Origin of the sequence: Mycolicibacter senuensis (assembly GCF_002101885.1) — a bacterium.
GTDB classification, from domain to species: Bacteria; Actinomycetota; Actinomycetes; order Mycobacteriales; family Mycobacteriaceae; genus Mycobacterium; species Mycobacterium senuense.
This window is the reverse complement of record NZ_LQPS01000031.1, coordinates 131,471-143,831: the sequence shown is the minus strand read 5'-3', so window position 1 is coordinate 143,831 and position 12,361 is coordinate 131,471. Positions and strand designations below refer to the sequence as shown.

Here is a 12,361-nt window from a genome sequence, read left to right as displayed (position 1 = left end):
ACCTTTTCGATACCCGTGAGCGTCAATAACGACAGCCGGCATTCGGAAAATATCAATTAGGGGCTGTCGGGTTATTTTCAGTCTCCCAGGTAGCCGGCCTGCCCCGATGATAGTGCCCGCGCGGGCGCGCCGTCGCCGGCCCGGGCGATCCCACGCCGGCGCATCGCCGCATCGACTCAGCGCGCGGGCATCGCCAACACCACGAACTGTGTCACCTGGCGCGGCGAGAAGTTGTCGTCACTGACCAGCACCAGAGTTTGCCGCCCGTCGGGCAGTCTGGGACCCAGCGTGATCCCCTCGATGTTGTCCAGCGACTCCAGGCCGGGCGTGGTGGAAAGATCGGCCACCAACGTCTTGGCCATCGGAGTCACGGCGGCGCCGGCCAGGGCCGGCATCCCCAACACATCGGTGGCGCCGCCGATTTCGGCCCGGAACAGCCGTACCGTCGGGCGCACGCTGAACGCCCGCTCGATCACCAGGAACGCGGTGTCCGACAACGCCACCAAGTCGGTCAGACCGTTGGTCTCGGCGGGTGCCGTAGCCGGTTCCAGCGGATAGGCGTATTGGGCGACCGGTGCGGCCGAGTCGGCGCCGGAGTCGATCCGGTACGCGGTGACGCGGGTCAGCGCACCGTGCGTCTGGTCCGGCAGGGCGCCGTCGTCATAGCCGGGCCCCTCCATCGCGGCGAACAGCGACCCGCCGTCCGGGCTCAGGGTCAGCCCCTCGAGCGTCGTGTTGCGGCGGGGGCCGGTGCGCTGCGCCGACATCGTCGATTCCGCCGGCATGGCCAATCGGCCGAGGTAGCCGCCGTCGAGCGCGGCGATTCTGACCCACGGGTCGGCCAGCACCGGACCACGCGGCCCGTCGGTGCGCCGCTCCCCCTCCGACGACCAATACAGCCGCTGCCGGCCGCTGTCGAACGCGATGCCTTCGGGGTCCGGTGGCACGACCGGCGGCGAACTGTCGAAGGACCGCGGCTCGAACGGCCGCCCGTGCTCGTCCAGCAGCGGGTGGACGCCCATGATCGCCGCGGCATCGATGCCGCGATCGGACACCGACAGCCGTACCGTGTAGAACCTGGCCGGCCCGCTGGCCGACCGGTCGTCACTGATGACGTAGTAGCAGTCCCGCCCGGGGTCGTAACTGATCCCGGACAGGCCGCCGACCGTCGTTCCGGCGAATACGGTGCTCGGCGCCAGTCGGGTCTGGCCGAGGTATTCCAATCCCGGTACCGCGACCGGGGCCTCGCACGGTGCGCAGCCGGCGACGAGTACCCAACACAGCGGCAACAGCCGGCCCAGCTTCCAACGCACACCGTAATTTAAACCCGGTTTACCGGCCGCCCCGCCCGGCTACCGTGCAGGGATGACCACCTCCGCAGCTCTCCGTGACACCTTGGATGGCCGCTGGCGCGCGGTGAAGAACCGGGTCCGGGCCACCCTGTCCGATGAGAAATTCCGTCCGCACTACACGCCGAACACGGTGATCGCGCGCGCCAAGGTCGCCGAACAGCTCAGGATCATGGCCGGCACCGGTGTGGCCGCCGACAGCTTCCGCAAGGAACACGGCGGAACCGGTGATGTCGGCGCGGCGGTCAGCATGATCGAGATGCTGGCGATGTCGGATCTGTCGCTGATGGTCAAGGCCGGAGTGCAGTGGGGGTTGTTCGGCGGCGCCGTGGAGAACCTGGGCACCGAGCGGCACCACCGCGCCTACGTCCAGCAGATCATCGACCTCGACCTGCTGGGCTGCTTCGCGATGACCGAGACCGGCCACGGCAGCGACGTGCAGGCGCTGGAGACCACCGCCGTCTACGACCCGGCGACCGAGGAGTTCGTCATCGACTCGGCGACCGGCCCGGCGCGCAAGGACTACATCGGCGGCGCAGCCGAAACCGCCACCATCGCCGCGGTTTTCGCCCAGTTGAGAACCGCGGGCCCAGGCGAGGAGCCGCTGGGTCACGGCGTGCACTGCTTCCTGGTGCCGATCAGGGATTCCGAAGGTGACGACCTGCCCGGCGTCACCACCTCGGACTGTCACTACAAGGGTGGGCTGCCCGGGGTGGACAACGGTCGCATCGTCTTCGATCAGGTCCGGGTTCCGCGCGAGAACCTGTTGAACAGGTACGCCGATGTCGATCCCGACGGCAGTTATCGGTCATCGATCGAAAGCGACGGCCGGCGGTTCTTCACCATGATCGGCACCCTGATCCGGGGCCGGGTCTCGGTGGGCGGGAGCGCGGGTGCGGCCGCCCGCGTCGCGCTGGACATCGCCACTCGATACGCCTTGCAGCGCAGGCAGTTCAGCGCGCCCAGCGATGACGGTGCCGAGCACGAGGTGCTCATCATGGATTACCTCGTGCACCAGCGCCGGCTGCTGCCGCTGATCGCCCGGTCGTACGCGCTGCAGTTCGCCCAGAACGAACTGGTGGGCAAATGCCATGACCTGCAGACCGCCGACGATCCTGACCCCGAAGAGCAGCGGGAGTTGGAGGCGCGGGCGGCTGGGCTGAAGGCCGTCAACACCTGGCACGCGTCCCGGGCGATCCAGGAGGCGCGTGAAGCCTGCGGAGGCGCGGGCTACATGGCCGAGAACAGGCTGATCGCGTTGCGCGCCGACACCGACGTGTTCACCACCTTCGAGGGCGACAACCACGTGCTGACCCAGCTGGTGGCCAAGCAACTGCTGACCGCCTACGCCGACGACATCGCTGGTATGAGCCCGGTCGACTGGGTGCGGTTCGCCGCCGAGACCGTCAGCGACCGGGTGCTGAAACGTACCGCTGCGGAGACGATCATCCAGACGTTCGTCGACGCCCGGCAAGACAGCGAGGAAGAAGGCAGCCTGTTCAACCGGGGCACCCAGCTGCACATGTTCACCGACCGCGAAGAGTATCTGCTGACGTCGGTAGCACGCCGGTTGCGGGCCAAGTCCGAGGAGATGAGCGACTTCGACGCCTTCAACGCCGTCCAGGACCACATGCTGCACGCCGCGGCCGCCCACATCGACCGGGTGGTGCTGGAAGCCTTCGTCGCCGGCATCGAATCCTGCCCGGACCCCGAGGCCCGCGAGCTGCTGGAGCTGGTGTGCGACCTGTACGCGCTCAGCGTCATCGGGGAGGACAAGGCGTGGTACATCGAGCACCGCTACCTGTCCACCGAGCGGGCCAAGGCGGTGACCCGCGGCATCAACGACCGCTGCCGGAAGTTGCGGCCGCACGCCGAGACCCTCGTCGACGGGTTCGGCATCCCCGAGCAGCTGCGATACGCCGAGATGCTGCATCCGGAACACTTGTCGGTACCGCCCGCCGGTGAATCACCCGGACAGTCGGCTTTATAGGCTGTCAGGACCCCGGCACGAACAAAGGAGTTTCTCTCATGGCGTGGTTCCTCGCACTGAACGCCTCACCCACCAAGGGCGGCCAGTCGCCGACCTACGAGCTGCAGGAGACCGCCGACATCGAGCGGATCACCCAGGAGATGGCCAGTTTCGCCGCCACCGACCAGGCTGTGGCAGTTCCGGCCGTCTTCAACAACGGCCGCCAGCAGGTCACCTTGTATGTGCGGCCGGCCGCCTGGGGCGCGTGGGCGATCTATGAGCTCAGCGAGGACGAGCGTCGCGAGTTGATGGCCGCCAACCCGCTGGTCAACGCGCTCGCTCAGGCACGTGCCGCCAAAGCGCAGCAACCGATGCAGCAGCAACAGCAACAGCAGATGTTCGCCCCGCCTGCGCAACCTCAGCAGTCCGGCCCGTCGGTCATTCCGCGGCTGGACTGACGCCGGTACAACGTGGTGGCTCCCCCGGGTGGACTCGAACCACCAACCCTCCGGTTAACAGCCGAATGCTCTGCCAATTGAGCTACAGGGGACTGCTGTCCGCGTGGACTTGCACGACTCTAGCGCATCCGGACAGCACCGCCGCCCGACGGGGGTCGCACCGAAACCCGCCGCCGCGGCGTGAGGCAGGATGGAACCACCGCACCATGTAGGGAGCAGCATTGATCGGGTACGTCGTCGTGATGGGCGTCGGCTACGTGATGGGTACCAAGGCCGGCCGCCGCCGCTACGAGCAGATCGTCGGCACCTACCACGCGCTGACCAGCAGCCCGATCGCCAAATCGGTGATCGACAAGGGACGGCGCAGCATCGCCAACCGGATCCATCCCGACCAGGAGATGGTGACGCTGACCGAACTCGAGGACGGCACGACGGTGCTGCGGCCGAACGACCCGGACGACGACCGCGCCTGACCCGCCTTGCGATCAGGCGGTCAGATCATCGCCGCTGGCCTGCTCGAGCAGACTGCGCCGGTAGGCCTCCATCGCGACCAGGTCCCCGAAGAGCGCGTGGTATTCGTCACTGTGTTCCACCGGTGACATGCGTTGCAGCTTGGACTTGACCTCGGCGATCTGCCGGCCCACCCAGACCTCCTGCAACCGGGCCAGCACACCGCCGATGTAGCGGGGCAGTTTCTCGTCGTCGACGCGGATGGACTCCACGCCTAACTCGTGGATCAGACCGATGGTCAGCGGCGAGGTGGTCTGCTCGCGCACCGTCTCGATCCACTGTGCGCCTGCCGCGGCGCCGGCGGTTCCGCCGGCGGTGTCGATCGCCGAGCGCACCGCGGCGTAACCGGGGTGGGTGAAACTCTCCACCGTCAGGCTGTCGAACACCGGCCCGGCCAGCGCGGGGAACTGCAGTGCCGCCTTGAGCGCCTCCCGCTGCGGCCACAACGTCGGATCGGCCGGATTGGGGCGTGCGACCGGCGGCTGGGCGGCCGCCGCGGCCGGGGTGCTGGACATGCGCTTCGCGCCGCCCCGAGAATCCTTGGCCTCCTTCTTGGCCTGAGCGCGCACCCGGCCGATGACCTGCGCGACGTCGTCCCATCCCACCCAGCCGGCCAGTTGACGGGCGTATTCGTCGCGCAGCGTCGGGTCCTTGATCGCCGCGACCATCGGCACGCAGCGGCGCAGCGCAGCGACCCTTCCTTCGGCGTTGTCCAGATCCATCTCGGCCAACGCGGTGCGGACTGCGAACTCGAACAACGGAGTTCGGCGTGCCACCAGATCGCGCAGCGCCTCGTCGCCGTGGGCCATTCGCAGATCGCACGGATCCATGCCGTCGGCGGCCACCGCGACGAACGACTGTCCGGCCAGTTGTTGTTCGCCCTCGAGGGCCTTGACCGCCGCGGCACGACCGGCCGCATCGCCGTCGAAGACGTAGATCAGCTCACCCCGAAAGAACTTGTCGTCCATCATCAGTCGACGCAGCATCCCCAGGTGTTCGTCGCCGAAGGCGGTGCCGCACGACGCGACCGCGGTGGTCACCCCCGCCAGGTGCATCGCCATCACGTCGGTGTAGCCCTCCACCACGATGGCCTGGTGCCCGCGCGCGATGTCCCGTTTGGCCAGGTCCAGGCCGAACAGCACATTGGATTTCTTGTACAGCGTGGTTTCGGGGGTGTTGACGTATTTGGCCTCCATCGGGTCGTCGTCGAACAACCGGCGGGCGCCGAACCCGATCACCTCCCCCGCCGAGGAACGGATCGCCCACAGCAGCCGCCGGTGAAAACGGTCCATCGGGCCGCGGCGCCCCTCCCGGGACAGGCCCGCGGCCTCCAGCTCCTTGAACTCGAAGCCCTTGCGCAGCAGGTGTTTCGTCAAGCCGTCCCACCCCGAAGGGGCGAATCCGCAGCCGAACCGCTGGGCCGCGGCGGCGTCGAAGTTGCGTTCGGTGAGATATTTGCGCGCCGGTGCGGCCTCGGGGCTGCCCAGCGCCGCGGCGTAGAACTCCGCCGCCGCCGCGTTGGCGGCGACCAGCCGGCTGCGGCCGCCGCGCTCGCGCTGGATGTTGGTGGCCGACGCCCCGGTGTAGGTGATGGTGTGGCCGACCCGGTCGGCCAGCAGTTCGACCGCCTCGACGAAGCTGGCGTGCTCGATCTTCTGCACGAATGCGTAGACGTCGCCGCCCTCCCCGCAACCGAAGCAGTGGAACAGGCCGTGGTTGGGCCGGACGTGAAACGACGGCGACTTCTCGTTGTGGAACGGGCACAGGCCCTTGAGTGAGTCGGCGCCGGCCCTTCTGAGCTGCACGTAATCGCCGACCACATCCTCGATCCGGACACGTTCGCGGATGGTGGCGATGTCGCGATCGGAGATACGGCCGGGCACCGGGTCAGTCTAGAGTGCACGGCCGGCCGCCAACCCCGATGTTTTAAGCTCGGTCCGTCAACGTCGAGGTCCGGGAGCGCCCATGAGTCTGTCCGAGCAGCCAGCGACGGCGAAATCCACGCGACCTCGCCTCCTGCTCGCGATCGCCGTCGTCGTACTGGCCTTGGTGGGGCTGGTGTTGTGGCTGGTGTTGCCCGACCGCTCCCGTGGCGCCGTATCAGGTATCACCGGCGAGACCGTCAAGCAGGTTCTGCTCGACGGTGCCGAGTTGACGAAGATGCTGGACCAGCCGTTCACCACCGTCACCGGGCCGCCCGCCTACGGCGGCGTGGAGGCGATGGAGGATTCCGCAGCGCCCAGCGAATGCGTCGGCGTCGTGGACGTCGCACCGAAGAGCGTGTACGCCTCGGCCGACGTGCAGAGCTACGCACGCGAGACGTGGATCGACTCCGATCCCCACCGGGACGGCTTCACGCCGCTCACCACCCGGGTGATGTTCGTCAAGGAGGCCGTGGTCGCGCTGCCCAGCGAGGCCGACGCCCAGGAGTTGTTCGCGAGCTTCGCCGAGCAGTGGAAGCGCTGCGACGGACGTCCGGTCAACGCGACCGACCCGGATTCGGGAGCGCAGCCGCACCTGCACGGCACCGAAATGCACATCACCGACGTGCGGGTCACCGAGGACGTGCTGGCCGCGTCCATCGTGCTCGACAAGAGCCCCAAGGCCCCCGACACCCGGGCCATCGGCGTGCGCGGCAACTGCATCGTCGGGGTGCTCATCGCGTTCACCGGCACCGAGAATGCCACCGGTTCCGCCGATCCGCAGACCAGCAGCATCCAGGCCGTGCAGGCGATGATGGACAAGGTCACCGAGCTCGGCTGACCATTCAGCCGATCGCGAGCCGCTCCAATCGTCCCTCGGTGCACGACGCGATCTGATCGACGACGACCCGCAGCCGCGCGCCGTCGTCCGCGGCGGCGACGAACGCCGGGACGAAGATCGGATCCAGGCTCTCCGGTGCCCCGGCAAGCAACCGGTGGGCAACCTCGTGAATCCGCTCGCGCTGGGCCGCCTGAATCTTCCGGTGCTGATCTTCGGACATGATGAACTGCACCGCAAGGGTTTTCAGCACCGCCACCTCGGCCCGGACCAGTTCGGGCACCTCCAGGTCGGCTTGGTAGCGGGTCAGCGGCCGGCGGCCGGCCATGCCATAGGAGGCATGGGTGGCGCTGATCGCCGCGGCGGCGAACCGGCCCACCAGTTCGCTGGTCAGTCGCTTCAACGCCACCGACGCCGACAGCGTCACCACGAATGCGCCGTGGTCGGCGACCGCGGCCACCACCGGCAGTTCGGTGAGTCGTTGGGCGGCCGCGGCCAGATCGTGCTCCCCGTCGGGATCGCCGAGGCGCGCCAGTTCTGCCACCGTCGAGGCGTCACCGAGCACCCGCAGGTCGATCCGGCCGGCGATGACGCCGTCTTCGACGTCGTGCACCGAGTAGGCGACGTCGTCGGCCCAGTCCATGATCTGCGACTCCAAGCAGACCCGGTCCTCCGGCGCTCCACGACGCATCCATTCGGCGGCCGCACGGTCGTCGTCGTAGAACCCGAACTTGTTCCGGGCCGGGCCGTTTCCCGACCGGCGCGGCCAGGGATATTTGGTGACCGCGTCCAGCGCCGCCCTGGTCAGGTTCAGCCCGGCGCTGGCGCCGTCGGGCCCCAGGACCTTGGGTTCCAGGCCGGTCAGGATGCGGAAGTTCTGCGCGTTGCCTTCGAATCCCCCGCAACCGGAGGCGATTTCGTTGAGCGCCTGTTCGCCGTTGTGACCGTACGGTGGGTGCCCGATGTCGTGGGCCAGTCCGGCCAGGTCGACCAGGTCGGGGTCGCAGCCCAGCCCGATCGCCATCCCCCGCCCGATCTGGGCCACCTCCAGCGAATGGGTCAGCCGGGTGCGCGGCGTGTCGCCGTCGCGGGGTCCGACGACCTGGGTCTTGTCGGCCAACCGGCGCAGTGCGGCGCTGTGCAGCACCCTGGCCCGGTCCCGGGCGAAGTCGGTCCGGTGCTGGCCGCCGGTTCCGGGCAGGCCGGCCGTCTTCGACGTCTCCGCCACGATGCGGTCGCGATCGTGCGCGCCGTAGCTGTCGTATGAGTTCATGGCCACCGGCGCCAGTCTATTTAGCGCCCGCCCACATCGATGACACGCCGGGCCGAAGTCCGGCCCTGCGCCGCGCCCGCCGCCTGAACCGCTCAAGCCCGCGGCAGAATTGCGTCGATCGTCCGGGGATCGCATATACATTGGCCAGCATGCGAATCACGCGCCTGATCAGCGCCGTCCTGGCGATACTCACCGCGGCGCTGCTGGTGGCGCCGAGCGCCGTGGCGCAACCCGCGCTGCGGCTGCCCAGCTCGATCACCGACAGCGCCGGGGTGCTGTCGCAATCCGACCGCGCCGAGGTGCAGCAGGCGATCGACAAGCTCTACGCCGACCGGCACATCCGGCTGTGGGTGGTCTACGTCGACATCTTCTCCGGTCAGACCGCCGACGGGTGGGGCCGCAGCACGGCCCGGCTCAGCGACCTGGGCAACAACGACGCCCTGCTGGCGGTGGCCGTCGCAGACCGCAGCTATGCGTTCCTGGTGTCCAACGGCATCTCCGAGATCAGCAGCGGCAAGGTCGACGCGCTGCGGCGCAACCAGATCGAGCCGGCCCTGCACCGCGGCGACTGGGCCGGGGCGGCCGCTGTCGCCGCCGGCGGGTTGGACGCGGCGGCCGCGCCGGCCGAGGTGAACTGGGCGGCGATCCTGATCGCGCTGGCCGTCGTGGCGGCGGCCGGCGCGGTGCTGTGGTTGGTGGTACGTCAGTTGCGGCGTAGGCGTCATGCCGCGGCGCTGGCGGCTGCCCGGCGCGTGGATGCCACCGATCCGAACGCGCTGGCCGAGGTGCCGGTGTTCGCTCTCGACGGGTTGTCCCGCGAGAAGGTCGTCGAGGTCGACAACGCGGTGCGCACCAGCGCCAACGAGTTGCAACTGGCGGTCGACGAATTCGGCGAGGAACGCACCCGGCCGTTCGCACAGGCGGTCGCCAGCGCCAACGCCGCCATGGAGCACGCCTTCACGGTGCGGCAGCAACTCGACGACGACATCCCCGAGACACCGGCCCAGCAGCGCGATCTGCTGACCGGGGTGATTGTCACCGCAGCCAAGGCCGACCGGGAATTGGAGACCCAGCGTGCCTCGTTCGAGCAGCTGCGCGACCTGGTCCTCAACGCACCGGCACGCCTCGACGACCTGACCCAGCGGCTCGTCGAGCTGACCGGGCGCATCCCGGCCTCCGAGCAGCATCTGGTGGAGTTACACCGCGAATTCGACGCCACGGCACTCAGTTCGGTGTCCGGCAACGTCAAGACCGCACAGGACCGGGCGGCCTTCGCCGAACGTAACATCACCCGGGCCCGCGGGCTGGCCGACCGCCCGGTGACCGGCGGGCAGAGCGAACTGGTGGACGCGTTGCGAGCCGCCGAGTCCGGGCTGGCCCAGGGCCGGGCGCTGCTGGACGCGGTGGACAACGCCGCCCGCGACATCCGGCACGCGGTCGCCACGCTGCCGGAGGCGATCACCGACGCCGAAGCCGGGATCGCACAGGCCGATGCGCAACTGCAGCGCGGCGCGGGCCCACACAGGTCGGAGCTGACGTCGGCCCGCGACACCACGGTCAAGGCCGTCGCCGCCGCGCGGGCCAGCGGAGATCCGCTGGGGGCGTTCACCGCGTTGACCAAGGCCGACTCCGATCTGGACCGGCTGCTGGACACCGTCGCCGAGGAACGCGCGGCCGCCGAGCGACTGGCCCGCACGTGCGAGCAGGCGCTGTTCACCGCGTCGTCGCGGATCCGCGCGGTCTCGGATTACATCGATACCCGCCGCGGCAGCGTCGGCCCGGAGGCGCGCACCCGGCTGGCCGAGGCCCGCCGCCGACTCGAGGCCGCCCAGGACATGCGCAACACCGACGTGTCCGGCGCCATCAGCCAGGCCAACGGCGCGGCCACCCTGGCCGCCGCAGCCCAGTCACTGGCCAAGGCCGACGTGCAATCCGCGCAGCGGGCCTATTACGGCCGCTACGGTGGCGGGCCCGGTCGTGGCGGGGACACCGGGGCCATGCTGGGCGGCATCATCATCGGCAACATTCTCAGCGGCGGCGGGAGGGGCGGCGGCTTCGGCGGAGGCAGTAGCGGCGGCGGGGGCTGGAGCCCGACGTCGTTCGGCGGCTCCTCGGGCGGCGGTGGCTTCTTCGGCGGCGGGGGCCGCTTCTAGCCCCCCGTTCGGCGAGGGGGCGCACCATGTCCCAGGGACGACGCCGAACGTCGTCGTCGACAAACGACAGCACCGTCCACCCCACCTCCTGCAATGCCGCGCGCTTGCGCCGGTCGCGGCGCAGGGCCTCCGGGCTGCTGTGGAAATCGAAACCGTCGTACTCGACCGCAATCCGGTAGGCCGGAGCGTGGTATCGGCGTCGCTTCGGGAATACACGCCGAACCACACTTGGGTGAGCTCACCACGGGCGACGCCCGTTTCGAATGCGGAGCGGCCAAGGTGGCGCGCTACCGCTGCACGCTCGCGCAAGCGGCAGGTGCCCCCAGCTCGCGCAAAAGTCAGCAGCCCTTCAGGCGCACCGCCAGGTAGTCGGCCACCGCATCGATGGCCACCCGCTCCTGGGCCATGCTGTCGCGTTCACGCACGGTGACCGCGTGGTCTTCGAGCGAGTCGAAGTCGACCGTGATGCAGAACGGGGTGCCGATCTCGTCCTGGCGCCGGTAGCGCCGGCCGACCGCCCCGGCGTCGTCGAACTCGACATTCCAGGATTGGCGCAGCTCGGCGGCCAGATCGCGGGCCTTCGGTGACAGATCGGCATTGCGCGACAACGGAAGTACCGCGGCCTTGATCGGCGCCAGCCGCGGATCCAGCCGCAGCACGGTGCGTTTGTCCACCCCGCCCTTGGCGTTGGGGGCCTCGTCCTCGTGGTAGGCGTCGATCAGAAACGCCATGAACGAACGGGTCAGCCCGGCCGCCGGCTCGATCACGTAGGGCGTGTAGCGGGTATCGGAGGCCTGGTCGTAGAACGACAGGTCCACTCCGGAGTGCTTGGTGTGGGTGGACAGGTCGAAATCGGTGCGGTTGGCGATGCCCTCCAGCTCACCCCAGGGATTGTTCTGGAACCCGAATTTGTACTCGATGTCGGTGGTGCCGGCGCTGTAGTGCGACAACTTCTCCAGCGGGTGCTCGAACAGCCGAAGGTTGTCCCGGGCGATACCGAGGTCGACATACCACTGCAGCCGGGCGTCGATCCAGTACTGGTGCCACTCGGGGGCGGTGGCGGGCTCGACGAAGAACTCCATCTCCATCTGCTCGAACTCGCGGGTCCGGAAGATGAAGTTGCCGGGGGTGATCTCGTTGCGGAAACTCTTGCCCGTCTGGGCGATTCCGAACGGCGGTTTGCGCCGTGCGGTGGTGACGACGTTGGCGAAGTTGACGAAGATGCCCTGGGCGGTCTCCGGACGCAGGTAGTGCAGACCCTCTTCGCTCTCGATCGGGCCGAGGTAGGTCTTGAGCATCATGTTGAACTCACGCGGCTCGGTCCACTGGCCCTTGGTGCCGCAGTCCGGGCAAGCGATCTCGCTCATCGGGACGTCGTCGGGGTCGACCTGCTCCCCTTTGGCAAGCCTCCTGGCCGCCACCCCCTCTTGCATGTGGTCCTGCCGGTGGCGCTTGTGGCAGGACAGGCACTCCACCAGCGGGTCGTTGAACACCTCGACGTGACCGGATGCCACCCACACCTCGCGCGGCAGGATGATCGACGAGTCCAGGCCGACGACGTCCTCGCGAGCCGTGACGACCGAGCGCCACCACTGTCGCTTGATGTTCTCCTTGAACTCCACGCCGAGCGGACCGTAGTCCCACGCGGATTTGGTGCCGCCGTAGATTTCGCCGGCCGGAAAGACCAGGCCGCGGCGCTTGGCCAGGTTGACGACGGTGTCGATGACGGACGCCACGAGGGTGTGCACTCCTGTCTTGTCGGGACCGCGCCGACAACGCCGGCACGCAAAGCAACCGATATCGTATCGACCCCGCAAGGGTTCTTTGACATGCATCATTACGCATGGAACAGTGGGAGCCAGCTGAAAACGGTTTCCAACATGGGCGGA

9 protein-coding genes, 1 tRNA gene and 1 pseudogene are annotated in these 12,361 nt (G+C 68.7%); 5 read left to right on the top strand and 6 right to left on the bottom strand.

From position 1 onward, the window contains the following. Positions 1–176: 176 nt before the first annotated feature. On the bottom strand, positions 177–1,313 hold the full coding sequence (locus AWC24_RS08000) for an esterase-like activity of phytase family protein (RefSeq protein WP_085083694.1): 1,137 nt from the start codon (positions 1,311–1,313) through the stop codon (positions 177–179). A 52-nt stretch (positions 1,314–1,365) separates the two neighbouring features. On the opposite strand from AWC24_RS08000, the gene AWC24_RS07995 reads away from it, so the two are divergent. Together AWC24_RS07995 and AWC24_RS07990 are read left to right on the top strand one after the other, a co-directional pair. Then, on the top strand, positions 1,366–3,339 hold the full coding sequence (locus AWC24_RS07995; RefSeq protein WP_085083692.1) for an acyl-CoA dehydrogenase family protein: 1,974 nt from the start codon (positions 1,366–1,368) through the stop codon (positions 3,337–3,339). Between the two features lie 38 nt (positions 3,340–3,377). Further along, positions 3,378–3,776 (top strand): hypothetical protein, encoded by a 399-nt coding sequence (locus tag AWC24_RS07990; RefSeq protein WP_085083690.1) that lies wholly within the window; start codon positions 3,378–3,380, stop codon positions 3,774–3,776. A gap of 16 nt (positions 3,777–3,792) precedes the next feature. On the opposite strand, the gene AWC24_RS07985 is transcribed toward AWC24_RS07990, so the two are convergent. After that, positions 3,793–3,868, bottom strand: a tRNA-Asn gene (locus tag AWC24_RS07985). A gap of 129 nt (positions 3,869–3,997) precedes the next feature. Here AWC24_RS07985 and AWC24_RS07980 point away from each other — a divergent pair. After that, positions 3,998–4,249, top strand: a complete 252-nt coding sequence (locus tag AWC24_RS07980) for a hypothetical protein (protein ID WP_085083688.1) — start codon at positions 3,998–4,000, stop codon at positions 4,247–4,249. Positions 4,250–4,261: 12 nt separating this feature from the next. Here AWC24_RS07980 and dnaG read toward each other — a convergent pair whose 3' ends face one another. Then, entirely contained in the window at positions 4,262–6,169 is a 1,908-nt protein-coding gene (gene dnaG, locus AWC24_RS07975) for a DNA primase (protein ID WP_085083686.1), read from the bottom strand. 82 nt (positions 6,170–6,251) lie between these two features. On the opposite strand from dnaG, the gene AWC24_RS07970 reads away from it, so the two are divergent. Continuing rightward, positions 6,252–7,049, top strand: a complete 798-nt coding sequence (locus AWC24_RS07970; RefSeq protein WP_085083684.1) for a sensor domain-containing protein — start codon at positions 6,252–6,254, stop codon at positions 7,047–7,049. Between the two features lie 4 nt (positions 7,050–7,053). Here AWC24_RS07970 and AWC24_RS07965 read toward each other — a convergent pair whose 3' ends face one another. Continuing rightward, positions 7,054–8,319 (bottom strand): deoxyguanosinetriphosphate triphosphohydrolase, encoded by a 1,266-nt coding sequence (locus AWC24_RS07965; RefSeq protein WP_085083804.1) that lies wholly within the window; start codon positions 8,317–8,319, stop codon positions 7,054–7,056. Between the two features lie 149 nt (positions 8,320–8,468). Here AWC24_RS07965 and AWC24_RS07960 point away from each other — a divergent pair, with 149 nt between their 5' ends. Then, on the top strand, positions 8,469–10,472 hold the full coding sequence (locus AWC24_RS07960) for a TPM domain-containing protein (protein WP_085083682.1): 2,004 nt from the start codon (positions 8,469–8,471) through the stop codon (positions 10,470–10,472). 43 nt (positions 10,473–10,515) lie between these two features. Here the strand turns inward: AWC24_RS07960 and AWC24_RS22955 are convergent. Next, a pseudogene (locus tag AWC24_RS22955) lies at positions 10,516–10,698 on the bottom strand (DUF559 domain-containing protein); the annotation flags it as partial. 112 nt (positions 10,699–10,810) lie between these two features. Next, the gene (locus AWC24_RS07950; RefSeq protein WP_085083802.1) at positions 10,811–12,208 is read right to left on the bottom strand and encodes a glycine--tRNA ligase; all 1,398 of its coding nucleotides are present in this window, start codon (positions 12,206–12,208) and stop codon (positions 10,811–10,813) included. Between the last annotated feature and the right edge of the window lie 153 nt (positions 12,209–12,361).